Source organism: Acinetobacter sp. IK40 (assembly GCF_035615075.1).
Classification (GTDB): Bacteria; Pseudomonadota; Gammaproteobacteria; order Pseudomonadales; family Moraxellaceae; genus Acinetobacter; species Acinetobacter courvalinii.
The window spans coordinates 114247-138932 of the sequence record NZ_JANBOE010000010.1 but is presented as its reverse complement, the minus strand read 5'-3'; the positions used below and the strand labels follow the sequence as shown (position 1 = coordinate 138932).

The window sequence follows — 24686 nt, the reverse complement described above, 5'->3', positions numbered from 1 at the left end:
ATTTTCTTAGATTAAACTGTTGATGAATTGCAAAAATCACTTTTTTCTCCACATTTTCTCATTATAGTGACGCTCTTCTCATAATCTGGTGTAGTTCAGCCATGATGGAACGTTTCTCTATCAAAGCCATTCTCTCAGTAACCACCTTGGTGAGCCTATTCACACTGACAGTGAGCCTATTCACACTGACAGGTTGCGATCAGGTCCCTCATGACAATGAGCAAGCTGAGCAAAACACTGAGATTGAACAAACAATAACAACTTCTGAAAATACAGAACGTGAAGCAAGCATTGCTCAGGACACCCAAAACCTGAGCAAGGGTAATATGCTGAATATCGCCCGCGATATGGCCAAGTTGCAAATTGAAACTGATGACTATGTCACCCTGCTCAAGCAATCGCAAAGCAATCTTGAACAAGCGATTCAGGATAAAAATGTTCAAAAATTACAGCATACAACAGGCGATTTAAACCAGGAACTGCATGGCTTACATGACGCTTTATTATCGTTAAATTTGAAAAGTAATGAAGTCGATCAGATCCGCCAAAGTTTATTGAGTGCAAATCAGCAACTGCTCAATATGCCGTTATTGCATGGTCAAACCGATCTTTCCAAAATTGATTTTGCCAAGATCGAGAAACAGTTCAATACCATTCAAATGGATATGGTGAAACTGGCAACCTTGGTACTCGGCAATAAAGATGCTTCAAACGCTTAAACTATATTTATTTTAATTTTCGATGCAGCATAAAAAAGCCACCTGACGGTGGCTTTATTTTTACTTTTTATCCAGCGTGATCGTTGCTTTACTACACTTACCCGCTTGGGCAAGTTTATATTCACTCACCGCTTTTTCACCTGTTAAGGCATCGACTTGTTTTAAATTTGCTCCACCAACCATTACGCCAGGTTTCATAAATTGCTGAACAAAATAATTTTTACCTGCTTCTGTTTTCAATACTAAATGATTTGGTGAAAATTCTGATTCAGTCGAAATTGTATGCTCTTGATTTCCTAAAACTTCCTTTAAGAAAAATGTACCACGAGCAGTTTCACCTAAACATTCCCCATCCACCCATACATCTTTCTTGAGCGCCGCACCGACAATACTATTTGAACGATAAACATAAATTGCTGATTTGCCCTCTGAAGGCGCTGCAAGCTTCTTGGCTTGTTCATTCAGTTGATCGTTCGCTGGTGGTACCGATGCACACCCGACAAAACCCGCAACAATCAAGAATGGAAGACTTTTTATCATTTTCATGATGATTTTACTCTTTGGTTTAATAATTCTAAATATGCTTGGTAATTTATAGAAAATTTATAATTATTCAATACCTTGAAAATAAAAAAAGCCACCTGACGGTGGCTTTTTTTAATCTCTAACCAGCAATAATTAAAGTGCGCGGTTTTTGATTTTACGAATCGTTTCAAGCTGAGCTGCAGTTTCTGCAAGCGAAGCAAGCGCAGCAGCAGAATCCAAATCACTCTTTTGGTTGGCTAGCAATTGTTCAGCTTGTTTACGAGCTTCCATAATTGCCGCTTCATCCAAGTTGTCAGCGCGAATTGCAGTATCTGCAAGCACGGTCACAACGTGAGGTTGAACTTCTAACACACCGCCTGATACATAAACGATTTCTTCTGTACCATTTTCCAACTGAACACGAATCGGGCCCGGTTGGAGCAAAGTTACGAGTGGCGCATGTCCTGGTAAAATACCAAGCTCACCGCCCGCACCTTTTGCGATTAACATCGTAACTTGTCCAGAGTAAATCGACTCTTTAACACTTACAACATCACATTGCATCGTCGCCATGAGAATCTCCTTAAATTAGAGTTGCTAATTAAAGTTTCTCGGCTTTAGCAATCACTTCGTCAATACCACCAACCATATAGAACGCTTGTTCTGGGATGTGATCGTATTCACCAGCTAATAGACCTTTAAAGCCACGAATCGTTTCTTTAAGTGGTACTAATTTACCAGGTGCACCCGTAAAGACTTCAGCGACGTGGAACGGTTGAGAGAAGAAACGTTGGATTTTACGCGCACGGTAAACAACCAATTTATCTTCTTCTGCTAACTCGTCCATACCCAAGATTGCGATGATGTCTTTAAGCTCTTTATAACGTTGCAATACGTTCTGTACAGAACGTGCAATTTCATAATGCTCAGCACCAACCACTAACGGGTCTAACTGACGTGAAGTTGAGTCAAGTGGATCGATCGCTGGGTAAATACCAGAAGATGCGATGTCACGGCTCAATACAACGGTAGCATCCAAGTGAGCAAACGTTGTTGCAGGCGATGGATCTGTTAAGTCATCGGCAGGTACGTATACTGCCTGGATCGATGTGATCGAACCAGATTTAGTCGACGTAATACGCTCTTGAAGAACGCCCATTTCCTCTGCAAGTGTCGGTTGGTAACCTACTGCAGATGGCATACGACCTAACAATGCTGATACTTCAGTACCCGCAAGTGTATAACGGTAGATGTTGTCGACGAATAATAATACGTCACGACCTTTACCATTTTCGTCTTTTTGATCACGGAAGTATTCAGCCATGGTCAAACCAGTTAACGCTACGCGTAAACGGTTACCTGGTGGCTCGTTCATCTGACCGTAGACCATTGCTACTTTGTCAAGAACGTTAGAATCTTTCATTTCGTGATAGAAGTCGTTACCTTCACGAGTACGCTCACCAACACCAGCAAACACAGATAAACCTGAGTGAGCTTTCGCGATGTTGTTGATCAACTCCATCATGTTAACGGTTTTACCAACACCGGCACCACCGAACAGACCAACTTTACCACCTTTCGCAAACGGGCAAAGTAAGTCGATGACTTTAATACCAGTTTCTAAAAGGTCAGTCGAAGCTGCTTGTTCAGCATAAGAAGGTGCTTGACGGTGAATCGGCAAACGCTCTTCAGTCGCTACAGGACCTGCTTCATCAATTGGGCGACCCAATACGTCCATGATACGACCAAGAGTCGCTGGACCTACTGGAACAGAAATCGGTGCATTTGTGCTAGTTACATTAAGGCCACGTTTAAGACCTTCTGTAGAACCCATTGCGATGGTACGAACAACACCATCGCCAAGCTGTTGCTGAACTTCTAAAGTAGTTTCAGTACCGTCAACTTGGAGAGCGTCATAGATCTTAGGAACGCTATTGCGCTCAAACTCGACGTCGATAACCGCGCCGATGATCTGAATGATACGACCGCTACTCATTGCTGTCTCCTCAATTCAAACTTAATAATGTTAAACGGCAGCGGCACCGCCAACGATCTCGGAAATTTCCTGAGTAATCGCGGCTTGACGCAGCTTGTTGTAAATGAGTTGTAGGTCTTTAATCAGTTGTCCTGCGTTGTCTGTCGCTGCTTTCATCGCGACCATACGAGCTGACTGCTCACATGCAACGTTTTCAATCACACCTTGATAAACCATAGACTCGATATAGCGAACCAACAAACCATTTAACAATTCTTCTGCTTCTGGTTCGTAGATATAGTCCCAACCATAAGTACGGTTGAGGTCATCGCCTTCTTCTGCCGGTGCTAAAGGAACAAGTTGTTCTACTTTAGGCTGCTGAGTCATTGCATTGATGAAGCCATTTGAAACGAGATAGATACGATCTAGTTCGCCTTTATCAAATGCATCAAGCATTACCTGTACTGAGCCTGTTAACTGTTCCAAACTCGGCGCATCGCCAAGTTGGGTGGTTGCACCAAGCACTTTACCGCCGTAATTCTTAAAAAACGAAACCGCTTTTTGACCAATCAAAGCAAATTCAACTTCAATTGACTGCTGTTGTTGTGCTTTGACATGCTGCACAACTTTCTTGAACAAGTTAATGTTCAAGCCACCCGCCAAGCCACGATCTGAAGACACCACGATATAGCCAACGCGCTTAACCGGGCGTTCAACCATATAACGGTGTTTGTATTCAGGGTTTGCTTGGACCAAGTGAGCAATTACACGGCGCATATTATCGGCATACGGACGGCCCTGAGCCATGCGCTCTTGCGCACGACGCATTTTCGAAGCAGCTACCATTTGCATCGCGCGAGTAATCTTTTGCGTGCTCTTGATACTAGCTACTTTGGCGCGAATTTCTTTTAAATTTGCCATACGCTTAACCTAGTAGTCGAAAGCTCTTTCGAGCTTCCGAAGGTTGATCCGTGAACCAAACTTAACTAAAGATAAACTTAGTAAGTTTGAGTCGCTTTGAAGCTCTCAATACCTGATTTGATTGCTGCTTCGATGTCTTTGTTGTAATCACCAGTTTCATCGATCTGTTGCATTAACGCAGCATATTCAGAACGGAAGTAAGAGATTAACGCAGCATCAAAGTCTACGATTTTCTTCACTTCTACGTCAGCCATATAGCCTTCGTTAGATGCATAAACAGATACAGCCTGGTCAGCGATTGAGTAAGGAGCATATTGTTTTTGCTTCATTAACTCAGTTACACGTTGACCATGCTCAAGTTGCTTACGCGTTGCTTCGTCAAGATCAGAAGCAAACTGAGCAAACGCAGCCAATTCACGGTATTGCGCTAGAGCGGTACGGATACCACCTGACAATTTCTTGATGATCTTGGTTTGCGCAGAACCACCAACACGAGATACCGAGATACCCGCGTTCACAGCAGGACGAATACCTGCGTTGAATAATGATGTTTCTAGGAAGATCTGACCGTCAGTAATCGAAATTACGTTCGTTGGTACGAATGCAGATACGTCACCAGCTTGAGTTTCAATGATCGGTAATGCAGTTAAAGAACCAGTTTGACCAGTTACTGCACCGTTCGTGAATTTCTCAACATAATCAGCTGAAACGCGCGAAGCACGTTCAAGAAGACGCGAGTGAAGATAGAATACGTCACCTGGATACGCTTCACGACCTGGTGGACGACGTAAAAGTAATGAAATTTGACGGTAAGCAACAGCTTGCTTAGACAAATCATCATAAATGATTAACGCGTCTTCACCACGATCACGGAAGTATTCACCCATTGTACAGCCAGAGTACGGAGCCAAATACTGCATTGCTGCAGGATCAGCGGCCGCAGCTGCGACAACAGTGGTATACGCCATAGCGCCAGTTTCTTCTAGCTTGCGTACCACGTTTGCAATTGTTGATTGTTTTTGACCAATCGCAACGTATACACATTTAATGCCAGAGTTTTTCTGAGCGATGATCGCATCGATCGCCATTGCTGTTTTACCAGTTTGACGGTCACCAATAATCAACTCACGCTGACCACGACCTACAGGGATCATGGTATCAACTGATTTATAACCAGTTTGAACAGGTTCGTCGACAGACTGACGCCAAATTACACCTGGTGCTACTTTTTCAACAGCATCAGTAAGTTTTGCATCAATAGGGCCTTTACCATCAATCGGGTTACCCAAAGCGTCTACGACACGGCCAAGAAGTTCAGGACCAACCGGAACTTCTAATACACGACCTGTACAACGAGCTTTTTGACCTTCTTGCAGGCTTAGGTAGTTACCTAAAACAACGGCACCCACTGAATCCTGTTCTAGGTTCAGTGCCATACCAAATAAGCCGCCGTCGAATTCGATCATTTCACCGTACATTGCATCCGCAAGACCGTGAATACGCACGATACCGTCAGATACCATGACGATGGTACCTTCATTCTTAGCGGTCGCGCTGGTGTCCAGATCGCCGATACGCTGTTTAATGAGCGCACTGATCTCGGATGGATTCAGTTGTTGCATTGCGCTATTCCTCAATCTTTTTTAAGTTCAGTCTTTTTGCTGTTAGGCAAGAAGACGAGTCCGCATTTTTTCAAGCTTGTTAAGCGCAGAGTCATCTATCACTTGGTCGCCTGCACGAATCACAACACCTGCGATGAGCGCCGGATTAACGTTAACAGTGACCTGAACGGTTCTGTTAAAACGTTTTTCAAGCGCATGAGCCAAAATGTGCTCTTGTGTCGCATCCATTGGGAAAGCAGATTCAATCTCTACTTCCAATGTGTTGTTGTTCTGCGATTTAAGTAATTCGTATTCTGCAGCGATTTCAGGCAATAAAACCAAACGATCGTTATCCGCAAGCAATGTCAAAAAGTTAGACACTGATTGTGATTGATCTTCACCTAAAACCTTTGCAAAAAGACCTACTTGTTCCGCAGGAGTCAGCTCAGGGCGATTTAAATAAGCGGAAAATGCTTCGTCTTGCACCGCAGCACCGAGCAGTTGTAACGCATTTGACCAAGCGTCAGTTGCATTCTGCTCAGATGCATAAGCAAATGCTGCTTTGGCGTACGGGCGTGCTAACGTCAAGAGTTCAGCCATATTCGCCTCGCTTAAAGTTTAGCAGCCAGCTGATTCAGCATGGCATTATGAGCTTCTGCGTCAACTTGTTGGTTCAGAATTTTTTCTGCGCCAGCAACTGCCAAAGCAGCAACTTGTTGACGTAATTCTTCGCGAGCAGAATTGATGTCCTGATCAACAGTTTCTTTCGCCTGTTGACGGATACGCTCACCTTCAGCAGATGCCTGGGTACGCGCTTCTTCGATCAATTGTGCTGCACGACGGTTCGCTTGTTCGATCAATTGAGCCGCTTGTGCTTTTGCTGCGTCTAACTCTGCCTTAACTTGTGCTTGCGCATCAGCAAGGTCAGCTTTAGCTTTTTCAGCAGCATTTAAGCCATCAGCGATTTTACGCTGACGCTCACTAATCGCATTGATTAGTGGTGGCCAAACAAACTTCATGCAGAATGCGACAAAGAACGCAAATGCAATCGCTTGGCCAATCAATGTGAGGTTGATATTCATTTCGCTATTCCTCAATATGTGGATTTAGGAATTAAGCTATTAACCTACAAATGGATTAGCGAAGATGAAGAACAAGCCAATACCAACACCGATCATAGGCACAGCATCAAGAAGACCCGCGATTAAGAACATACGAGTTTGAAGTTGTGGAGCCAATTCTGGTTGACGAGCAACAGCTTCTAAGAAGCGACCACCTAAAAGACCGAAACCAATCGCAGTACCTAAAGCACCGAAAGCGATCAAGATAGCAGATGCAATTGCAACTAGACCTAAAGTGAGTTCCATGAAAAATTCCTCAGAGGTTAGGTTATTACCAAATTAAACTAAAATTTAAGCCCAACCATCAGGTGACAGTTAGGCAATACCATTAATGCTTTTCGCTTGCCATGCTCAAGTAAACGATGGTCAGCATCATAAAGATAAATGCTTGCAGCGTGATTACGAGAATGTGGAAGATAGCCCAAGGCACAGATAACGCCCACTGGATCCAGAACGGTAATAATGCGATCAAGATGAAGATCAACTCACCCGCATACATGTTACCGAACAGTCGTAGAGCCAACGAAACTGGACGAGCAAGGAAAGTTACTAATTCCAAAACTAAGTTCACTGGAATCAATAACGCTTTTGCAAATTTGTTACTTGGGTTGAATGGGTTAAGTGCCAATTCACCGACGAAACCGCCGATCCCTTTCTCACGAATACTGTAGAACAAGATCAAGGCAAATACTGACAAAGACATACCTAAAGTAATGTTAGGGTCAGTAGATGGAACAATCTTGAAATACACGTGGTGAGGGTCCATACCAAACACACTTGCACCAATTTGTTGAGCTAGGTAAGGAACCCAGTCAACCGGGATTAAGTCCATTAAGTTCATGAGGAAAATCCACACGAAAATGGTTAATGCCAATGGCGCAATTAAGCGTGATTTGCCGTGGAAAGTATCACGAACACTTGAGTCAACAAACTCGATAATCATTTCGATTGCTGACTGGAATTTTGTTGGCACACCTGCGTTAGCAGCTTTTGCAACAATCCAGAACATCAAACAGAAAATAACACCAAGTCCGATAGACCAACCCATTGAATCCAAGTGAATTGCAGTGAACCCCATCGATTGAGCTTCTTCAGCAGTCTCAGCCAATTTCCATGTACCGTCAGGCATTTTGCCATAGGTCATATTGGTCAAGTGATGCTTGATATACTCGGTCGAAGTCAGGGCATGTTCTTCAGCAGCCATAAATCACACCTGGTCAATGTCAATCATTAAAAAGAAGAGAAACGAATCGTGCGGATGGCAATGATTCCGCTTCTACTTCCAAAAATCTTAAAATGTGTCTTACACTCGCTTTTGTAGACGCGCCACCCAAAATGGCGCGACCCACGACATCGCTTGTACGAGAATAAATCCACAAAACAATGCAACCGGTGACAGCGGTTTAACATTGCTCAAAATTAATATAAAACCCACGATCACAATCGCAAACTTACCGAGCATCCCTCGGTACATATTCAGCATGACTTGTTTTGATGCTCTTGCGCCTGCCGTTCTAAACGACTGCCAAGCAAAATAACAATGTGCCAACCAACATACCAAAGCCCCAAGCGCAGCACTCAAAGCAGCAGTTGTGTCTTTCATTGCCCATGCCAGCAAAGCGGCAACGGGAATCATACATGCTTGTAAGAAGACCAAAGCTTTTGCTAATCGTCGGTCAATCATGCGACTAGTTTGGCTCATTTTTTACCCACTTACAGCAGAACTGCTTGACAAGTTTTAATCATGATCGTTTCGAATCGCAGGCATTATAGAGTTACACCCCTGAACATGCAATCTTTTCTCGACTTAAGTCTGGTTTTTTCGTTACCATATTTTTTGACGCTAGAGTCAATTGATTTTTATTTTTTTCATCAATTTTGTGCACTTATTACGCATTTATCGGTTTTTGAAGCCAATTTTTTCCACGCTGTTACAAAATTGTCCTCACCGCGCATGCTTTCATCCACGGACTGGAAAACTACCGGGTTCATTTTTTGGTACTGACTCGAACTTGCTGTCGTTTCGGCCAATAAGCACATTTTATTCTGCGGACGATTGTCTCTTAAGTACTTAATTTGCGCTGCGGTCGGTGCAATATGCGGATCATCGGTCAAAGCCCCTGCAAATTTCAGATTTAACGCTCTTTCCAGATATTGATAGGCATCATGATAAGACCAGTAGCTTTTGGCCTTGCTTGAGCTTTCATATTGTTGTGATGCCTGCAGCATCTGCTGTGAGAATGCTTTGGCGTTGGCCATATATCTGGCTTTATTTTCCGGATTTTGCTGTGAACGCAAGGTCGCGATAAAGAAAGCGATCCGCACTGCATTGTTCGGCTCTAACCAGACATGGCTATCTACGGTATTGGCCAATGATGCGCCACGTAGGTTACGTTGCGGCAACACTGTCAAGATCCCCGAGTCCAGCAAGGCAATCGCCTTACGGTTGTGACTCAACATCTTTTCCAGTGGTGCTTCGTGAGACTTGCCAAGCCAGATCACCAAAGAGGCATCCTGAATTGCTTTACGGTGCGCCGGGGTCAGTTGTACATCGTGACCACTTTGGTCTTTTAGCAGAAGAACTGGCTCTTCTACCCCTTCTGTAACTTCTTTTGCAATCAGGTAAATGGGATGTGTTGAAACCACCAAGCTTTGTGTCCAGCCCCATGTGCTTAACATTGAAAACAAGACGAGAACGATTAGGCGGGACATCACAAGATTACTCAGTTTGGCGAAGCATGTTATAATATAACAAAAGTTGTAAAATACCTATGTCTATTTTCAGATTTGCCGCACGATCCGTCGTGCCTTTCACTTATATAGATAGTTATCCTAAATTGCATGTTATGATAACAGGGCTATTGAGACATCAGCGAGCCATTAGGTGCCAGTGAAGAATCAATAGGCTCTACAAAAATAATGAGGTCAATCTATGAGTTCTTGTTCACACGAACATGACAATGCTTTACATGGTGTGCACGGTCATCACGATATTAAAGCGCGACTTGCTGAAGCAGAGATTTTATGTACTGCGGTTGGCGCACGCCTGACACCTTTGCGTAAAGAAGTGCTTGAACTCATTTTGAATGCCTCTGCACCAATGGGTGCCTATGACTTATTGGCCAAGATAAAAGGCCAGGCCGACCGTCCTGCTGCACCGCCAACGGTATACCGCACTTTAGACTTCTTATTGGAAAAAGGTCTGATTCACCGTTTGACCTCTATTAATGCCTATATTCCCTGTTGTCATCCGCGAGAAGGGCATCAGGCTGCATTTCTGATTTGCACCGAATGCCATTCTGTTAAAGAAGCTTCTGCGCAGGGACTGATTCAACAACTGGACCAACTTGCTGCCTCAGACCAGTTTTCTGCTCAACATAGCATTATTGAAATTTCTGGAAAATGTCATCAGTGCAGCACACTTCAGTAAGCACTCCACTTATTCAACTGGAGGGTATCTCGGTTCAACGTGATGAACGGGATATTTTAAGAAATGTCGATTTTTCACTGCATCCAAAAGAAATTGTGACGCTGATCGGTCCCAATGGCGCAGGTAAATCAACTTTAATTAAAGTGCTACTCGGGATCATGTCGCCGACCAAAGGCAAAATATATTTCTCAAAGAAATTAAAGCTGGCTTACGTTCCGCAAAAGTTTAATCCTTCTGCCAGCCTGCCTTTACGAGTACAGGACTTACTGGATCTGGAAATTTGCGAAGCAGATTTACGTGCAGAAATTATTCGTGATACGGGTATCCTGAAATTACAGTCATCTAAAGTACAGCAGCTTTCTGGGGGCGAACGGCAACGGGTTTTACTGGCACGGGCGCTATTACGTCAGCCTGACATTCTGGTACTGGATGAACCGATGCAAGGTCTGGATATCCAGTCCGAAGCGGAACTCTACGAATATGTACGCAGCCTGCCAGAACGCTATGGCTGTGCCGTCTTGATGGTGTCGCATGATTTACAGTGGGTTATGCAAGGTACGCATCGTGTGGTGTGTCTGAATAAACATATTTGCTGTAGCGGTTTACCTGAAAGCATTCAGCAACACCCTGAGTATCAGGCCATTTTTGGCACTCAACGGATGTTCTATCAGCATCATCATAATCACTGCGGACACAGCGACCATGCCGAGCCCTGCTCACATGATCCACGCCCCCATATTCACCCTGAGCCAAAGGTCTAAGCCATGATGGAATGGTTACAACTCCTGTTACCCGCCTGGATCATGGGGTCATTGCTGGTGTTCCTGACCGCGCCACTCGGCTGCCTGATGCTGTGGCGCAGAATGTCGTTCTTTGCCGACACCATGGCCCATGGCACCCTGCTTGGGGTCGCGATTGCGGGCATCCTGAATTTACCGTTATGGCTCGGCGTGGCCTTTCTGGCAGGCTTATTGGTGGCGATTTTATGGGTGCTGCATGACTCGCGCCTGCCGAATGATGCACTGCTGGCTTTAAGCTCTGCCACCCTGCTCTGTTCTGGCCTGCTGTTGATCCAGCAGGTGCCAAGCTTGCGCCCAGAGTTACTGAGCTATTTATTTGGCGATCTGCTTAGTATCGAATGGACTGACTTACCGATGTTCGCTGTGGTCATTGCAGCTGCATTGGTCGTGCTGTACCGTTCATGGTCAGCGCAGATCCAGATTGCGATTGATCCCGATATTGCCATGAGTGAAGGCGTCAGTGCCAACTGGCAGCGCCTGATCTTTATGTTATTACTGGCATTATTTACAGTACTGGCGTTACGTGCAGTGGGCTCCTTATTGATGGGTGCCTTATTGGTGATTCCAGCATTAAGCGCTCGCCTGCTGGCCCATTCTCCAAAACAAATGGTGATCTGGGCCTTTGTAATGGCTCAGGTCGGCGTGACCGTTGGTCTATGGTCGAGTGCAGCCCTGAATATTTCCACTGGCTTAAGCATTGTGCTATGTATGTCGTTGTGCTTCGCCGCGATTTTCATTGTGCAAAAACTCAAAAGCCAGACTCAAACAGCCTAATCAGGCTGTTAACCTGATTGTTGGATCGCACTTAATAGGAGTGCTGCACCGCTAAACATCACGGCAAACCCACGATTTAAATACTTTTGTTGTGTCGGTGAGCGCAGTAATCTGAGAACTTTGGATGCCAGCCCGGTATAACCCGCCATCACAATCAGGTCGATGCCTACCATAGTAATGGCCATGATCAGGTACTGTAACCATTGCGGTCGGCTCAAATCCAGAAACTGTGGCAACACCGCAAGCAAAAACACAATCGCTTTAGGGTTACTCATGTTCACCACAAAACCTTTCATGATTAAGGCGAAAGCGGATTGATATTGTTCCTGCTCAATCTCAATGGTTTGAATCGGTGCAGTCCACTGTTTATATGCCAGATAGACCAGATAAGCCACGCCAAACCATTTTACCGCCTGAAACGCCCAAGGTGTGGTTGCAAACAGCACCCCCACCCCTGCTGCCACAATCATGAATTGAACAATCAATGCCACTTGTAAACCCATTGCATTCCAGTAGCCATGCCGAAAGCCATAATTGAGACCACTCGACATGGAAGCGATGGCACCTGCGCCCGGTGAAATGCTAATCACCCAGCACGCCAACATAAAAGCAAACCAGACCTGCACAGACATAACAATGTTATCAACTCATAAAAACTAAATTATATCGATTTAAAGCAAGACTGGATGACATTACAGGCAATAAAATTGCACAAATATGCTACTCAGCTGCAGCGACATCAGGCACAATTATTCTTTTTATCCCTTAAAAGCTAAGGAGATTTTAATGACTGCGCAATCTGTCATTCTTCCATTACCTTCTGATCATGCACGCTTTATTGTTTTACGCTTAAAAGACCTCACCATTGCCGAATTAAAACAACAGATTGAAGTGCTACTGTCTACGCGTGACCGTTTAATCACGCAACATCCGAATGACCAGATTAAAACAGCCATCGCATTTGGTCCTGAACTTTGGGCTCGACTCTACCCGCAAACACCTGCAGGTTTTAAACAACTTGACCCACAAAGTGGCGCATTTAACATGCCAGTGGTGCCTGCTGATGTCTTTATCCATATTGCCAGCGCCCGTGCAGATATCTGCTTTGCCATGAGCCAGGCCTTCTTTACCGGCATTCAGGATAAAGTTGAGGTACTTGATGAGCGTGCCTGCTTCCGTTTCTTTGACGGTCGCGACATGACCGGCTTTATTGATGGAACAGAGAATCCACAATTCCCTGACGATCGTGCTGAAGCGGCTTTACTGCCTGAACAAGCGGGTGCATTTGCAGATGGCAGCTTTATCTTTGCCCAGCGTTATACCCATGATCTGGTCAAATGGCGCCAGCTCAAAGTCGATGCACAGGAACATGTATTTGGTCGTACCAAACTGGAATCGATTGAACTCGATGATGACATCAAACCGGAAAACTCCCATGTCGCGCGCACCGTGGTGGAAGATGATGAAGGCGAAGAAATGGAAATCTTGCGTCACAGCCTGCCTTATGGCGATGGCAAGGGTGAACAGGGGCTTTTCTTTGTGGCGTATACCAATAATTTAAGTATTATTGATGAAATGCTGAAACGCATGTTTGGAACAGCCAGAGATGGGATCCATGACCGTTTATTGCATTTCACCACTGCAATCGACGGCGCTTATTATTTTGCGCCAAGCGATGAATTGCTGGAACAGATTTTAGCAGATTAAAAAATCGAAAGATGCTATGTTATTCAATAATATAGCATCCACCCTGTAACGAAAAAAACAAGAACTGACAAAAGATTTACCGGAATATGTGAATTCCAGCCAAATCACTCTCCCCTTAAGCCTGCAAAGTTTGCTATATTTGACGTTTTTCCGCGACATTTATTTTCGGTAACTATGAATACGGCAATACAAGCAGCTCTTGATCATGCGGTACAAACCCTGCAACAGCAAGGTGTACTCCCTTCAGATTGGACCAACACGAGCCATTTAACCCGTACCAAAGACCGAAGTCACGGAGACTTTGCTTCAAATATTGCCATGATCGGTTCTAAAGCCGCGGGCATGAAACCACGTGATCTGGCTGAAAAAATTCTGGCAGCACTACCAGAAGTGGCAGACATTACCAAAGCAGAAATTGCAGGTCCGGGTTTTATTAACTTCTTTTTAAATGCAGACCAGCGCTATGCGGTGCTCGACCAGATTCAGGCACAAAAAGATGCCTATGGTCGTAGTCAGGCCAACGCGACTAAAAAAATTCAGGTCGAATTTGTATCGGCAAACCCGACCTCTAGCCTGCATGTCGGCCATGGTCGTGGTGCAGCTTATGGCATGACCGTTGCGAACTTACTCGAAGCAACGGGTGCAAAAGTTGACCGCGAATACTATGTCAACGATGCTGGCCGTCAGATGGATATCTTGGCGACTTCAACTTATTTACGTTATTTAGAATTGACCGGGCAAACACTGGTTTTCCCGAAGAATGCGTATCAAGGCGACTACGTTAAAGAAATCGCACAGGAAATTATTGATAAAGATGGCGATGCACACGTTCGTGCCGTTGCCGACATCTATAAAGATGTACCAGAAGATGTGCAATATGCTGAAGAACTTGATGCTGAAGGCAATAAAGTTGTGCTTTCAGGCGATAAAGAAAAGCACATTGATGGTTTGATTGCGAACTCGCAACAACACTTGGGTGCAGCTTATCGCGTGTTCCATCAGGCAGCTTTACATGCCATTCTGGATGATATTAAAGATGACCTGGCTGACTTTGGTGTCACCTTTGACAAATGGTTCAGCGAAGATTCATTGACCGACAAGATTGACGAAGCTCTTGAAACACTGGATCAACGTGGCTACCTCTACGAAAAAGACGGCAACATCTGGTTTAAATCAACCGAATTCGGTGATGAAAAAGACCGTGTGGTCAAACGTCGTAATGGTCAAACCACTTACTTCGCCTCTGATATTGCTTACCATTTGAATAAATTACAACGTGGCTATACCGACCTGATTGATATCTGGGGCTCAGACCACCACGGTTATATTTCACGTGTAAAAGCTGCCATTGATGCCATGGGTTATGATTCGAAGAAACTCACCGTACTTTTGGTTCAGTTCGTGAGCTTATGGCGTGGCGGCGAGATGGTGCAAATGTCATCGCGTTCAGGTCAGTTCGTGACTTTACGTGACTTGCGTAAGGAAGTGGGTAACGATGCTGCCCGTTTCTACTATGTGATGCGTAAATCTGAACAGCACATCGACTTTGACCTTGACCTTGCCGTTTCACAAAGCAAAGATAATGCAGTGTATTACATCCAATATGCGCATGCACGTATTTGCCGTATGTTAGAAAAAGCAGCGACGACTGGTTTTAATTTCGACCTTAGCGCAGCACGCGAACATGCCAACCGTTTAGAGCTGGATGCTGAAACCGAGATCTTGTCTAAACTTGCTGCTTATCCTGATATTCTGGTGCGTGCAGCCAATGCCTACGAACCGCATCAGATTGGTAACTATCTTAAAGAGTTAGCTGCCCTATTCCATGCTTGGTACAATGAACATAAAGTATTGGGCGATGATGTGGCACTGACACAAGCGCGTTTGTTGCTTTCAATCAACGTCCAGCAAGTATTACGCAATGGCTTGGAATTGCTCGGTGTATCAGCGCCTGAGACGATGTAATCAGCAAAGCTTAAAGCCATGTAAACTTAAGCCATCGTTGTTAAACAATATGGTAAACAAAGCATTATTTTTAAACATAATGCTTTGTTTTTAAGTAAACTCAAGTTACAAATAAATCAATAGGATCAAGAGGAATTTCCGGTGTTTGGAAAAACGCAACGTGGTGTATCTGAACGACCAAACAAGCCTAAAAAACCACTCATTCCGAAGTGGTTAGGAATGCTTGTCGCTATTCTTGCGATCCTATGCGTAGCTGTGATGCTGATGCTTTGGCAGCCTTGGCAACCTGTCCCGACCAAAAATCAGGTCACTTCCGAGCATTACCAAGAAGAAAACACCAATAAAGATTACCGCTTCTATGATTTGCTGCCTCAACAGCAAGTGACTCCAATTCCTGAACAGGCAGTTCCTGAGACCAAACAGCAAGGGAATGTGGTAATCATTGAATCGCCAAAACCTGAAGCCCCAGCAGCAGAAGATCCAGCAGGCCTCACCCCAACTGAACCGGTTGCACCAGCACACGCAACTTATATTTTACAAGTCCGCAGCTATCCTGATCCTGACAGTGCCGATGCGCGTCGTGCCGAAATTATCCTGAATGGCTTGTCTGCGGATGTGGTGAAAAGTGTGGAAAATGGTCAGACTTGGTATCGTGTGTTCTCTGGCCCTTATGATAGCCAGGACTCAGCACTTGCAGCGCAACAAACCTTACAACATAGTGGCATTGATTCGATTGTAATCAAGCGCTAAACAGATACCGATTAAAAAGGGGAGCAAGATGCTCCCCTTTTTAATCTTCAATTTTAGGCACACTGCGAATGCAAGCTTTTCTGCTCCGCCCTTTGAAAGGCAGAACGTTGCTGAACACGTTGAACAAAAGCTTGAATATTCGGATACTTGCCATGCAAGCGATTTTGAATCGCAATCAGTGGAAAGGCCATTTGAATATCCGCGAAAGAAAAGTCACCCGCAAAATAATCATGTTCTGATAAATATTGCTCAAGATACAGAATATGTTCTTTTACCCGTGGACGAACAAAACTGGCTTTTACCCCACCGGTAATTTTCTCTGCAATCGGACGAATTACCCAGGGTACATGCTTGCTAACACTATTCATCACCAAGGTCATCACCAGCAAAGGCATTAAAGAACCTTCAGCATAGTGCATCCAGTAAGCATACTGCCGTTGGTCTTTGTCGGATGTTGGCTTGAATTGTTGTTGAGAATCATACTGTTGTTGTAAATAATCCAGAATTACGGCAGACTCTACAATCACCTCGTCATCATCTACCAGAATCGGTGCTTTACCCAAAGGATGAATATTCTTGAGACTCTCTGGTGCCCCATAACTCGGCAGCCTTTGATAATACTCAACCTGATAATCCATCCCAAGTTCTTCTAATGCCCACAGGATACGAAACGAACGTGAGCATTGTAGATAATGTAAGGTAATCATTTTTGTGCCTGCTTTTTTACTGTGCAATTGCGATTTCAGATCCCTCTCACAATTGCACTTAGAATTATGTTTTGCCCAAGCACAATAGCACTTTAGTCTTAAAGAATCATGGTGTGAATGTCTAAACTACGTAACAAAGTTTTAGTCACCGGGGTTTTACTACAGACATTGAGAAGTTTTTCTTGCAAGTCCTGTGACACAGGTTGCCGGAATACAACTCGGCGTTCAATACGCTCCTGCTGTTCCCGATTGGTATGAAAGTCAACCTCAACCGTAAATTCACCCAAATCGATCTGCTTATGCTGCGCATACATACGTAAGGTGATCATGGTACACGAGGCCAGACTGGCCGTCAGGAAATCATACGGCGCCGGGCCTGTATCATGTCCACCAAACTGTTCGGGCTTATCGGTAAGAAACTGATGTGTGCCGCTACTGACCTCACCTTTCCAGGGTTCAGGCAAGGTCAAGACTTTGCTGCTGGCAATGATGCTCATTTTGATGCCCTCATCTGGTCGGGTAATACCGGCGCCTCTAAGCGCTTGCCTTGATAATCAGGAATTTCACCAAAACGTGCATCATGATTAATCCAGTCTTCGCGTGCTTGCTGCAAGTCTTGCATGGTACGTCCTACAAAGTTCCACCACAGCAGGATTGGTGACTCGAACGGTTCACCACCAATTAACAGCAAGCGATGGCCTTGGCTTAACTCGACTTCAATTTCGGTCAATCCAGTGTCCAGCACCACCATGTTATCAGCGGTGAGTTCATGCCCATTTACACGCGCTGTGCCTTCTAAAGCCATAAAGGCATATTCAAATTTTGGATTAAGTGGAATGCGGGTTTTGGTATCGGCTTGTGCCGTTAAATCAACGCCGACCAAAGGGGTATGCACCTGCACAGGTGAGGTGGTATCCAGAAAGTCACCGACCAGCACGGTAAACTCAACCTGTTCCTGGCTGACCACTGGCAATTCAGGGTAATGCTCAAACTTAGGATCCATATTGAGCTTATCATCAGGCAAGGCAATCCAGAGCTGCGCCGCATGCATTTTGGTTTCACTATCAGGCGCCACTTCAGTATGCGAAATACCGCGACCGGCAGTCATCAAGTTCACCTGTTTAGGACGGATCAACTGTTTTGAACCCAGACTGTCGGTATGCATCATGGTGCCTTCAATCATCCAGGTAAAGGTCTGCAAACCGATATGCGGATGCGGTCCTACATCCAGACCATCGCCCGCCGGAAAACTGACCGGCCCCGCATGATCAAGGAAACACCAGGCACCCACCAAGCGCTTCTGGCGGCTCGGTAAAGCCCGCTTAATTACGGTTCCTTTCCCAATTTCAGCCGAGCGAATGGTAAATTCCTGAATAAATTGATTGATATACGTTTCACAGTCTTTTGAATCAGAAATATCGTATTCGTTATTATTGCTCATGATATTGCTCTCTTCTACCTATGCCATTGCAATGAGTCGTTTTATTGATCTTAACAATACCACCCCCATTCAATATAGTCTTTTGGTAATACGCAGAGTGTCATGCATGAGACAATCTTAGTCCCGGATAGCATAAAAGCTTATCTTTAGCACTGAACCATTCAATAATTATTTAGGCTGCATGTCGACAATCAAAGCCGTTAGACGCCGAACCAATGGCAGTAAAACCAGCACCAACGGATAAGCAATCAACCAAGAAAACATCCATGTCGCTGGCCATTTATGCAGAAATTCTGGAATAAACCCTAGGCTCATCCACATATTCACAAACGACAGTGCTCCACTCATTAAAAAAGATAAAATCAGCGGCAAAATCCAGGCGGCATATTTGGCAGGCAATTTACTGATCAGGCGTGGGGTTATTTTCAATTCCTGCATGTTAAAAGTGCTTCCATAAAATCAGATTGTTCGAGGTGTACAGTTTCATCTCTATTTCTTCACTTGCTGTTTAAGGTGTTTCATAAACTGACCAAACTGCGGCCAGAAATCTTCAAAGAGTGGATGATCACGATGTTCCAGCATGACTTCACTAAACAGCTTTAAACCCACTGCAAATGATTTGGTGGTTTGATCATCAAAAAACTCGCCCTTCTTTAAACGCTCAACAATCTCGAAAATGTCATCATGATTGCCAGTATAAAATTCCAGACGTTCGGTATAGGTCGACGCCTGTCCTTTGTTATCTTTTAAGTGTTGTACAGTCACATGATATTGATGTTGTTTCATCGTTCTACTCCAGAATGCTTAGGCACTCTTCTTAATTTCGACCTGCATCAGGTGAACTTGATATGGATTAAATACAATTTTTAATGAACGCAGCAATTGCACCTATTTGTTTTTTTGCTGTCACGCTCACAGCTTTCATTCCCGTCTATAGCCGCCCAATGGCAATCGCAGCCTGATCGATCTGCTCTGCAATCTGGTGAATTTGCTCGGGCTTTAAGTCCGCGATATTCAGTTTTAAACGTAATGCGGTTTTGAGATTTTCCATGGCACGGTGAATATCAATCAGCTGGTCATTATTGTGAATTTCACGTCTTAGTCGCAGCTTTTGTAGAAGTGCCAACAGCATGTCTTGCTGCTCTTTTAAATAGCTGTCGCCATAGTCGGTAATCTGGTATTGCTTACGTTCAGCATCAAGCAACGAGATGCAATTCATCTCTTCCAAAGCTGTCAGGGTGGGATAGATAGTCCCTGCACTGGGTGAATAGCCATCGCCGACCAGATCACTAATTTCTTTAATGATTTCATAGCCATGCTTTGGACTTTGCTGAATGAGATGCAGAACCAAAAGTTTCATGCGGCCTGATTCAAAAAGGCGTCCACGGCGGCCTGAGCGATGCTGCTCTGCATGCTGAAGATCACCTTGGCTGTCGTGATGAGCTGATGCCTGTTTCATCTTTATTGTTCTCGAATTGCTTAATTTATACATTATAAGATATATCTTAATATATCTTATAGCAAGCTAAGATATATCTTTAATTTTTAAAATTTTGATATCTAATAAATTATTTTTTAGTATTTAGATTGAATAGAACGATTTTGATCATTGTTGTAAAAATAATTAAATGTATGGAGTAAAAATGATATGAATATTGCACCTTTCCCATTTCAAATAACCGATTGGGCTCAAATAGAAAAAACAGAGCATTATGGTGAAACAGGAATAGCATATTGGAGAACACAATATTTTGGAGAAGAAGGCAATAAAATTAGAGTAAGACTCGTTGAGTATTCTGCTAATTATTTAGCTGATCATTGGTGTGAAAAAGGTCATATCTTATTCTGTTTAGAAGGCGAGTTAGAAAGCAGGTTAAAAGATGGAAGGAAATTTATTTTAACCGCAGGCATGAGTTATCAAGTGGGTGATCATTCAGAACCGCATCAGTCTTTTACTTCAAAAGGAGCTAAATTGTTAATCGTTGATTAATCATCAAGCTTCTGCTTCAGCAAGTTGGATATGTCTTAAATTATATAAAATGAGGAATAGATTATTTTTTAAATAAAAAATAGCTCTTTGGTACTTTTGCTAGAATGGATTCGATTAAGAAATTGCAAATAGCTTCTTTATTCATCAATCCTTAATAAGCCTCTCTGTCTAAACTGTTCATCAATTTTTAAAGACAGGAAATCAACAACAGGTTGTAAAGCATGATGCTGTTGTTGCCAGTTTTGCTTTTCAATCTCACCTTTATATTCTTGCACCATTCGCTGCAAAACAGGCTGATGTTGCGGTTGTAACTGAGCAATCACCCATTGCGCAGCCTGATCTTTAGGTGCAATTTTATTCGTCACCAAACTAAAATAAATACGGCATAAGGCCAAAATCTGGTTACGCTCATCCGCATCTTCATCCCAATGCGCCACTATCGATGGATAGGTGTCTGCCATCGCCTGCCAGAGTTGCTGATCGGGAATCATAACCGACCAAGAATTTAGATCTGGCCCAAACAAGGTTTGGTGATGCATTTGCGCTTTCTTCAGCAAAATACTCAGATCTGGGTCTGCATGTTCGCTAAGTATATCGCCTTGGCTTAACTCATCCCGCAACCATTCCCCAAACTGTAGTTCGTAGCTGAGGGGATAACATCCCGAAAGAATATGGTCTTTGCGTACGATGGTGACTTCAAGTGCACGTTGTGCAGCACCAATCGGATGCGAAATTTGTAATAAGGTTTCTGCTAGTTGCTGTCGTTGCGGAAGTGTGATTGCTTGACTCAGCACAACCAAAACATCCAGATCACTTTCTGGAGCTAGCCCGCCATCAACAGCCGATCCATACAGATAAATGGCAAAGAGGGATTCACCCAAAAGCTGCTGTAAATATCCTGTTAACTGTTCCAGTTGCAAGGTTTCGGACATGCTTTACCTCTTTGTTAATCGCATAAAAAAAGGCAGGATGTTCATCCTGCCTTTTCATTTCATTATTCCCACTCAATCGTAGCTGGTGGTTTAGATGACACGTCATATACAACACGTGAAACATCTTTAATTTCGTTCATGATACGGGTTGAGATTTTATCAACCAGTTCATATGGCAAGTGCGCAAAACGGGCTGTCATAAAGTCAACGGTTTCAACCGCACGAAGTGCAATCACCCATGCATAACGACGGCCATCACCGACAACACCGACTGATTTCACTGGTTGAAAGACTGCAAATGCTTGAGCAGTTTTGTCGTACCAGCCGCTGTCACGAAGCTCTTGCATAAAGATGTCATCTGCAAGACGAAGAATATCAGCATATTCTTTCTTCACTTCACCCAAAATACGCACGCCCAAACCTGGACCTGGGAATGGATGACGGTAAATCATGCTATGCGGTAAACCAAGCGTGGTACCTAATTTACGGACTTCATCTTTGAACAGGTCACGTAATGGCTCAACCAGATCAAAAGCTAGATCTTCTGGCAAACCACCCACGTTGTGGTGTGATTTGATCACGTGTGCCTTACCTTGCTTGCTTGCAGCAGATTCGATCACGTCTGGGTAAATCGTACCTTGCGCCAGGAATTTCACGCCATCCAGTTTACGCGCTTCTTCAGCAAAGACTTCGATAAATTCACGACCAATGATTTTACGTTTTTTCTCAGGATCAACTTCACCTGCCAATGCCGACAAGAAACGTTGTTCAGCCTGTGCACGGATTACACGGATGCCCATGTTGTCTGCAAACATCTGCATCACTTGATCACCTTCGTTTAAACGAAGTAAACCATTGTCTACAAATACGCAAGTTAACTGGTCGCCAATGGCTTTATGCAATAGCGCAGCAACCACTGATGAATCTACACCACCAGATAAACCTAACAGAACTTTTTCATCACCGATTTGTTCACGTAACTGTTCTACACGTAAATCGATAATGTGCTCAGGAGTCCACAGACCGCGGCAACCACAAATCTGATGAACAAAGTTAGACAGTAATTCAGCGCCTTTAGCGGTGTGAGTCACTTCTGGGTGGAACTGAACGCCATAGAAACGACGTGCTTCATCACTTACTGCAGCAAATGGACAGCTTGGCGTGCTTGCAGTCACCTGGAAGCCTTCCGGAATCGCACTGACTTTATCGCCATGACTCATCCAGACATGGAGCTGGTTTTCGCGATCTTGCAAGTTACCGATCAATTTATCACGGACCAGAATATCAACTTCCGCATAACCAAACTCATGTACTGTGCCTGGCTCTACCTTACCGCCAAGTTGCTCAGACATGGTTTGTAAACCATAGCAAATACCCAATACCGGTACGCCTAATTCAAATACAACTTGCGGTGCGCGTGGGCTTCCCTCTTCATGTACGCTCTCAGGGCCACCTGATAAAATAATCCCGTTCGGATTAAACGCACGAATGTCTTCTTCAGACATATCGAATGCATACATTTCAGAATAGACACCCGCTTCACGTACACGACGTGCAATGAGCTGGCTATATTGAGAGCCGAAATCCAGAATAAGGATACGATCTTCAGTAATTTGAGTATTGGTCGTCATGGTTCATCTTAAAGGCAAATGAATTAAGCGCCACATTCTAACATTTTTCACGCTTTGACGCACCGCAATTCATCATCTATCTTGTTTTTTAATTGGACCTGAAAATCGGCACTGAAATTTAAAGTAAAATTCCATAAATACCTCCAGAATAAGGAGAGTTAAATCAACAATTCTTGCCTATTCTGCTCCACACAAAACAAAAATTGGTGCTAAGATGATGACTCGAAATAGGGATTACCACGGACAGGTATTCAATCGACAGCATCATTGCCTTTTTATGCGATTGTGATGTCCTGAATGAAAGGAAAAATAAAAAGGTAATTAAGCATCACAAGGTCTTGGTAAATCACCAAGGTCCTAAAACATTTTACTATCATCTAGCGCTTGCCCGACTACGAGCAACAATTAGGACTTGAAGGACCAATAAAATAATGTTTCAAGAAATGATTGCGGATTTTCACCAAAATTTCTGGCTATATATTTCCATTCCCTTTATCAGCGGCTTTATTGGTTATGTGACCAAAGTCATTGCCATTCAAATGATGTTTTCTCCCCTCGAATTTAAAGGGTTGAGATTATTTGGACTTCCACTCGGATGGCAAGGGATCGTGCCGCGCAAAGCTGAGAAAATGGCAACCACAGCCGTTGAGCTGATGACCTCCAAGCTTATCAAACCGGAAGAAATCTTTGCCAGACTCGACCCCAAACGGATTGCCCAGGAAATCGAAAAGCCGTTAATGGCGGCGGCCGAAGATATTACCCGAGAAGTCGCGCAGCAATATCAGCCGGGTTTATGGGAAGGCATGCCAGAGTTTGCCCGTCAGCGACTGATCAAGCGGGTTCAGGCCAAAGCCCCGGAAATTGTTGAACACATCATGAGTGAAGTACAGAAAGATGTGGCCAAGTATTTCGATATCAAGCATATGGTGGTCAACAACCTGCTCAAAGATAAACGCCTGCTGAATGAAATCTTTAAAAAAGTCGGCAAACAGGAATTCAAGTTCTTTAGTAATGTCGGTTTTGTATTTGGTTTCGCGATTGGTGTGGTACAGATGCTGTGCTGGATCGTCACGCAAGGTAAATATCCATGGATGTTGCCGATGTTTGGCGGCTTTGTCGGTTTCTTTAGTGACTGGATGGCGCTGCAAATGATGTTCCGCCCTTTATATCCGAAAAAGATTATGGGCTATACCTGGCAAGGTTTATTCATTAAACGTCAGAATGAAGTAGCGGCTGATTATGCAGCCCTGATTTCAAAACAGCTCCTCACCTCACGTAACATGATGGAAGAGCTGTTTTCCGGCACCCATTCAGACAAGGTCATCGAACTGGTCAGCCGTCAGGTCAAACAGGAAATTGATTTACAGGCCGGTATTGTACGTCCGTTAGTGGTCTACGCCATTGGCGGTGAAAAATATCAAAACCTGAAAGCTGATGTGGCGGAGCGGATTTTAAAACAGCTTCCAGACACTATGCGCTACGTGGAATCTTATGCTGAAGATGCCATGAACGTGCGTAATACTCTGGTTGAGCGCATGCAAAAACTGAGTCCGGAAGAGTTTGAAGGCATGCTGCGTCCGGCCTTTAAAGAAGATGAATGGTCTTTGATTATTGTCGGTGCGGTACTGGGTTTTCTCGTTGGGGAAATGCAGATTCACTTTATGCTTTAAGGTAATGAAAGATATTAAAAAAGGAAG

General features: G+C 44.1%; 29 protein-coding genes. 9 read left to right on the top strand and 20 right to left on the bottom strand.

Features of this window, described 5'->3' with window-relative positions:
• Window positions 1-101 precede the first annotated feature (101 nt).
• The gene (locus MSG93_RS16920; protein WP_324622615.1) at window positions 102-719 is read left to right on the top strand and encodes a hypothetical protein; all 618 of its coding nucleotides are present in this window, start codon (window positions 102-104) and stop codon (window positions 717-719) included.
• Between the two features lie 60 nt (window positions 720-779).
• On the opposite strand, the gene MSG93_RS16915 is transcribed toward MSG93_RS16920, so the two are convergent.
• The 11 genes from MSG93_RS16915 to MSG93_RS16865 all read right to left on the bottom strand — a co-directional run bounded on the left by MSG93_RS16915 (window position 780) and on the right by MSG93_RS16865 (window position 9574).
• Window positions 780-1265: a DUF2846 domain-containing protein gene (locus MSG93_RS16915; protein WP_150956757.1), complete on the bottom strand. Its 486-nt coding sequence runs from the start codon at window positions 1263-1265 to the stop codon at window positions 780-782.
• Window positions 1266-1397: 132 nt separating this feature from the next.
• On the bottom strand, window positions 1398-1817 hold the full coding sequence (locus tag MSG93_RS16910) for a F0F1 ATP synthase subunit epsilon (RefSeq protein WP_005228378.1): 420 nt from the start codon (window positions 1815-1817) through the stop codon (window positions 1398-1400).
• A gap of 28 nt (window positions 1818-1845) precedes the next feature.
• Window positions 1846-3240: a F0F1 ATP synthase subunit beta gene (atpD, locus tag MSG93_RS16905; protein ID WP_004656517.1), complete on the bottom strand. Its 1395-nt coding sequence runs from the start codon at window positions 3238-3240 to the stop codon at window positions 1846-1848.
• Between the two features lie 30 nt (window positions 3241-3270).
• Window positions 3271-4140, bottom strand: a complete 870-nt coding sequence (atpG, locus tag MSG93_RS16900; protein ID WP_004773227.1) for a F0F1 ATP synthase subunit gamma — start codon at window positions 4138-4140, stop codon at window positions 3271-3273.
• Window positions 4141-4217: 77 nt separating this feature from the next.
• The gene (atpA, locus tag MSG93_RS16895; protein WP_004773229.1) at window positions 4218-5762 is read right to left on the bottom strand and encodes a F0F1 ATP synthase subunit alpha; all 1545 of its coding nucleotides are present in this window, start codon (window positions 5760-5762) and stop codon (window positions 4218-4220) included.
• A 42-nt stretch (window positions 5763-5804) separates the two neighbouring features.
• Complete coding sequence (locus MSG93_RS16890; RefSeq protein WP_004773231.1) at window positions 5805-6341, bottom strand: F0F1 ATP synthase subunit delta; 537 nt, start codon at window positions 6339-6341, stop codon at window positions 5805-5807.
• A gap of 11 nt (window positions 6342-6352) precedes the next feature.
• Window positions 6353-6823 (bottom strand): F0F1 ATP synthase subunit B, encoded by a 471-nt coding sequence (locus MSG93_RS16885; RefSeq protein WP_005228377.1) that lies wholly within the window; start codon window positions 6821-6823, stop codon window positions 6353-6355.
• A 39-nt stretch (window positions 6824-6862) separates the two neighbouring features.
• Entirely contained in the window at window positions 6863-7108 is a 246-nt protein-coding gene (gene atpE / locus MSG93_RS16880; protein WP_000424060.1) for a F0F1 ATP synthase subunit C, read from the bottom strand.
• Window positions 7109-7190: 82 nt separating this feature from the next.
• A complete protein-coding gene (gene atpB / locus MSG93_RS16875) occupies window positions 7191-8066 on the bottom strand; it encodes a F0F1 ATP synthase subunit A (protein ID WP_004773235.1) in 876 nt (291 codons plus the stop codon).
• 99 nt (window positions 8067-8165) lie between these two features.
• Entirely contained in the window at window positions 8166-8564 is a 399-nt protein-coding gene (locus MSG93_RS16870) for an ATP synthase subunit I (RefSeq protein ID WP_004773236.1), read from the bottom strand.
• A gap of 170 nt (window positions 8565-8734) precedes the next feature.
• Entirely contained in the window at window positions 8735-9574 is an 840-nt protein-coding gene (locus MSG93_RS16865) for a metal ABC transporter substrate-binding protein (RefSeq protein ID WP_005281233.1), read from the bottom strand.
• A gap of 220 nt (window positions 9575-9794) precedes the next feature.
• On the opposite strand from MSG93_RS16865, the gene MSG93_RS16860 reads away from it, so the two are divergent.
• From MSG93_RS16860 to znuB, 3 genes are read left to right on the top strand one after another with little or no spacing between them, the layout of a single operon-like run.
• On the top strand, window positions 9795-10292 hold the full coding sequence (locus MSG93_RS16860) for a transcriptional repressor (protein WP_005228375.1): 498 nt from the start codon (window positions 9795-9797) through the stop codon (window positions 10290-10292).
• Window positions 10265-11053, top strand: coding sequence for a zinc ABC transporter ATP-binding protein ZnuC (gene znuC, locus MSG93_RS16855; RefSeq protein ID WP_324622581.1), 789 nt, complete (start codon window positions 10265-10267; stop codon window positions 11051-11053). The genes MSG93_RS16860 and znuC overlap by 28 nt, the downstream gene beginning before the upstream one ends.
• A 3-nt stretch (window positions 11054-11056) precedes the next feature.
• Window positions 11057-11866 (top strand): zinc ABC transporter permease subunit ZnuB, encoded by an 810-nt coding sequence (znuB, locus tag MSG93_RS16850; RefSeq protein WP_324622580.1) that lies wholly within the window; start codon window positions 11057-11059, stop codon window positions 11864-11866.
• Between the two features lie 8 nt (window positions 11867-11874).
• Here znuB and MSG93_RS16845 read toward each other — a convergent pair whose 3' ends face one another.
• Window positions 11875-12498 (bottom strand): LysE family transporter, encoded by a 624-nt coding sequence (locus MSG93_RS16845; RefSeq protein ID WP_324622579.1) that lies wholly within the window; start codon window positions 12496-12498, stop codon window positions 11875-11877.
• Window positions 12499-12652: 154 nt separating this feature from the next.
• On the opposite strand from MSG93_RS16845, the gene MSG93_RS16840 reads away from it, so the two are divergent.
• The 3 genes from MSG93_RS16840 to MSG93_RS16830 all read left to right on the top strand — a co-directional run bounded on the left by MSG93_RS16840 (window position 12653) and on the right by MSG93_RS16830 (window position 16288).
• Window positions 12653-13573 carry a Dyp-type peroxidase gene (locus tag MSG93_RS16840; protein WP_324622578.1) on the top strand — a complete coding sequence of 307 codons (921 nt, stop codon included), beginning with the start codon at window positions 12653-12655 and terminating at the stop codon, window positions 13571-13573.
• 174 nt (window positions 13574-13747) lie between these two features.
• Window positions 13748-15538 (top strand): arginine--tRNA ligase, encoded by a 1791-nt coding sequence (argS, locus tag MSG93_RS16835; RefSeq protein ID WP_324622577.1) that lies wholly within the window; start codon window positions 13748-13750, stop codon window positions 15536-15538.
• A 141-nt stretch (window positions 15539-15679) separates the two neighbouring features.
• Window positions 15680-16288, top strand: a complete 609-nt coding sequence (locus tag MSG93_RS16830) for an SPOR domain-containing protein (protein ID WP_005228366.1) — start codon at window positions 15680-15682, stop codon at window positions 16286-16288.
• A 53-nt stretch (window positions 16289-16341) separates the two neighbouring features.
• Here MSG93_RS16830 and MSG93_RS16825 read toward each other — a convergent pair whose 3' ends face one another.
• From MSG93_RS16825 to MSG93_RS16800, 6 genes are all read right to left on the bottom strand, one after another.
• Window positions 16342-16995, bottom strand: coding sequence for a glutathione S-transferase (locus MSG93_RS16825; protein ID WP_032870978.1), 654 nt, complete (start codon window positions 16993-16995; stop codon window positions 16342-16344).
• A 98-nt stretch (window positions 16996-17093) separates the two neighbouring features.
• Complete coding sequence (locus MSG93_RS16820; RefSeq protein WP_032870975.1) at window positions 17094-17492, bottom strand: OsmC family protein; 399 nt, start codon at window positions 17490-17492, stop codon at window positions 17094-17096.
• Entirely contained in the window at window positions 17489-18436 is a 948-nt protein-coding gene (locus tag MSG93_RS16815) for a pirin family protein (RefSeq protein WP_324622576.1), read from the bottom strand. Before MSG93_RS16815 ends, MSG93_RS16820 begins: the two co-directional genes overlap by 4 nt.
• A 168-nt stretch (window positions 18437-18604) precedes the next feature.
• Window positions 18605-18874: a DUF2798 domain-containing protein gene (locus tag MSG93_RS16810; protein WP_324622575.1), complete on the bottom strand. Its 270-nt coding sequence runs from the start codon at window positions 18872-18874 to the stop codon at window positions 18605-18607.
• Window positions 18875-18925: 51 nt separating this feature from the next.
• Window positions 18926-19222: a DUF3861 domain-containing protein gene (locus MSG93_RS16805; protein ID WP_005228360.1), complete on the bottom strand. Its 297-nt coding sequence runs from the start codon at window positions 19220-19222 to the stop codon at window positions 18926-18928.
• Between the two features lie 145 nt (window positions 19223-19367).
• On the bottom strand, window positions 19368-19895 hold the full coding sequence (locus tag MSG93_RS16800) for a PadR family transcriptional regulator (protein WP_199950020.1): 528 nt from the start codon (window positions 19893-19895) through the stop codon (window positions 19368-19370).
• Between the two features lie 189 nt (window positions 19896-20084).
• Between MSG93_RS16800 and MSG93_RS16795 the strand changes: the two genes are divergently transcribed.
• Window positions 20085-20426, top strand: a complete 342-nt coding sequence (locus MSG93_RS16795; protein ID WP_199950019.1) for a DHCW motif cupin fold protein — start codon at window positions 20085-20087, stop codon at window positions 20424-20426.
• A gap of 137 nt (window positions 20427-20563) precedes the next feature.
• On the opposite strand, the gene MSG93_RS16790 is transcribed toward MSG93_RS16795, so the two are convergent.
• Together MSG93_RS16790 and guaA are read right to left on the bottom strand one after the other, a co-directional pair.
• A complete protein-coding gene (locus tag MSG93_RS16790; RefSeq protein WP_324622574.1) occupies window positions 20564-21358 on the bottom strand; it encodes an ANT(3'')-II family aminoglycoside nucleotidyltransferase in 795 nt (264 codons plus the stop codon).
• A 62-nt stretch (window positions 21359-21420) separates the two neighbouring features.
• Window positions 21421-22989 (bottom strand): glutamine-hydrolyzing GMP synthase, encoded by a 1569-nt coding sequence (guaA, locus tag MSG93_RS16785; protein ID WP_005228357.1) that lies wholly within the window; start codon window positions 22987-22989, stop codon window positions 21421-21423.
• A gap of 443 nt (window positions 22990-23432) precedes the next feature.
• Here guaA and MSG93_RS16780 point away from each other — a divergent pair, with 443 nt between their 5' ends.
• Window positions 23433-24659: a DUF445 family protein gene (locus tag MSG93_RS16780; protein ID WP_171062171.1), complete on the top strand. Its 1227-nt coding sequence runs from the start codon at window positions 23433-23435 to the stop codon at window positions 24657-24659.
• The last annotated feature ends 27 nt before the right edge of the window (window positions 24660-24686 follow it).

What these genes read in the sequence shown, in the direction of transcription:
- MSG93_RS16920 (WP_324622615.1), top strand. Translation starts at nt 102, where the DNA reads ATGATGGAACGTTTCTCTATCAAAGCCATTCTCTCAGTAACCACCTTG.
- MSG93_RS16915 (WP_150956757.1), bottom strand. Translation starts at nt 1,265, where the DNA reads ATGAAAATGATAAAAAGTCTTCCATTCTTGATTGTTGCGGGTTTTGTC.
- MSG93_RS16910 (WP_005228378.1), bottom strand. Translation starts at nt 1,817, where the DNA reads ATGGCGACGATGCAATGTGATGTTGTAAGTGTTAAAGAGTCGATTTAC.
- atpD (WP_004656517.1), bottom strand. Translation starts at nt 3,240, where the DNA reads ATGAGTAGCGGTCGTATCATTCAGATCATCGGCGCGGTTATCGACGTC.
- atpG (WP_004773227.1), bottom strand. Translation starts at nt 4,140, where the DNA reads ATGGCAAATTTAAAAGAAATTCGCGCCAAAGTAGCTAGTATCAAGAGC.
- atpA (WP_004773229.1), bottom strand. Translation starts at nt 5,762, where the DNA reads ATGCAACAACTGAATCCATCCGAGATCAGTGCGCTCATTAAACAGCGT.
- MSG93_RS16890 (WP_004773231.1), bottom strand. Translation starts at nt 6,341, where the DNA reads ATGGCTGAACTCTTGACGTTAGCACGCCCGTACGCCAAAGCAGCATTT.
- MSG93_RS16885 (WP_005228377.1), bottom strand. Translation starts at nt 6,823, where the DNA reads ATGAATATCAACCTCACATTGATTGGCCAAGCGATTGCATTTGCGTTC.
- atpE (WP_000424060.1), bottom strand. Translation starts at nt 7,108, where the DNA reads ATGGAACTCACTTTAGGTCTAGTTGCAATTGCATCTGCTATCTTGATC.
- atpB (WP_004773235.1), bottom strand. Translation starts at nt 8,066, where the DNA reads ATGGCTGCTGAAGAACATGCCCTGACTTCGACCGAGTATATCAAGCAT.
- MSG93_RS16870 (WP_004773236.1), bottom strand. Translation starts at nt 8,564, where the DNA reads ATGAGCCAAACTAGTCGCATGATTGACCGACGATTAGCAAAAGCTTTG.
- MSG93_RS16865 (WP_005281233.1), bottom strand. Translation starts at nt 9,574, where the DNA reads ATGTCCCGCCTAATCGTTCTCGTCTTGTTTTCAATGTTAAGCACATGG.
- MSG93_RS16860 (WP_005228375.1), top strand. Translation starts at nt 9,795, where the DNA reads ATGAGTTCTTGTTCACACGAACATGACAATGCTTTACATGGTGTGCAC.
- znuC (WP_324622581.1), top strand. Translation starts at nt 10,265, where the DNA reads ATGTCATCAGTGCAGCACACTTCAGTAAGCACTCCACTTATTCAACTG.
- znuB (WP_324622580.1), top strand. Translation starts at nt 11,057, where the DNA reads ATGATGGAATGGTTACAACTCCTGTTACCCGCCTGGATCATGGGGTCA.
- MSG93_RS16845 (WP_324622579.1), bottom strand. Translation starts at nt 12,498, where the DNA reads ATGTCTGTGCAGGTCTGGTTTGCTTTTATGTTGGCGTGCTGGGTGATT.
- MSG93_RS16840 (WP_324622578.1), top strand. Translation starts at nt 12,653, where the DNA reads ATGACTGCGCAATCTGTCATTCTTCCATTACCTTCTGATCATGCACGC.
- argS (WP_324622577.1), top strand. Translation starts at nt 13,748, where the DNA reads ATGAATACGGCAATACAAGCAGCTCTTGATCATGCGGTACAAACCCTG.
- MSG93_RS16825 (WP_032870978.1), bottom strand. Translation starts at nt 16,995, where the DNA reads ATGATTACCTTACATTATCTACAATGCTCACGTTCGTTTCGTATCCTG.
- MSG93_RS16820 (WP_032870975.1), bottom strand. Translation starts at nt 17,492, where the DNA reads ATGAGCATCATTGCCAGCAGCAAAGTCTTGACCTTGCCTGAACCCTGG.
- MSG93_RS16815 (WP_324622576.1), bottom strand. Translation starts at nt 18,436, where the DNA reads ATGAGCAATAATAACGAATACGATATTTCTGATTCAAAAGACTGTGAA.
- MSG93_RS16810 (WP_324622575.1), bottom strand. Translation starts at nt 18,874, where the DNA reads ATGCAGGAATTGAAAATAACCCCACGCCTGATCAGTAAATTGCCTGCC.
- MSG93_RS16805 (WP_005228360.1), bottom strand. Translation starts at nt 19,222, where the DNA reads ATGAAACAACATCAATATCATGTGACTGTACAACACTTAAAAGATAAC.
- MSG93_RS16800 (WP_199950020.1), bottom strand. Translation starts at nt 19,895, where the DNA reads ATGAAACAGGCATCAGCTCATCACGACAGCCAAGGTGATCTTCAGCAT.
- MSG93_RS16795 (WP_199950019.1), top strand. Translation starts at nt 20,085, where the DNA reads ATGAATATTGCACCTTTCCCATTTCAAATAACCGATTGGGCTCAAATA.
- MSG93_RS16790 (WP_324622574.1), bottom strand. Translation starts at nt 21,358, where the DNA reads ATGTCCGAAACCTTGCAACTGGAACAGTTAACAGGATATTTACAGCAG.
- guaA (WP_005228357.1), bottom strand. Translation starts at nt 22,989, where the DNA reads ATGACGACCAATACTCAAATTACTGAAGATCGTATCCTTATTCTGGAT.
- MSG93_RS16780 (WP_171062171.1), top strand. Translation starts at nt 23,433, where the DNA reads ATGATTGCGGATTTTCACCAAAATTTCTGGCTATATATTTCCATTCCC.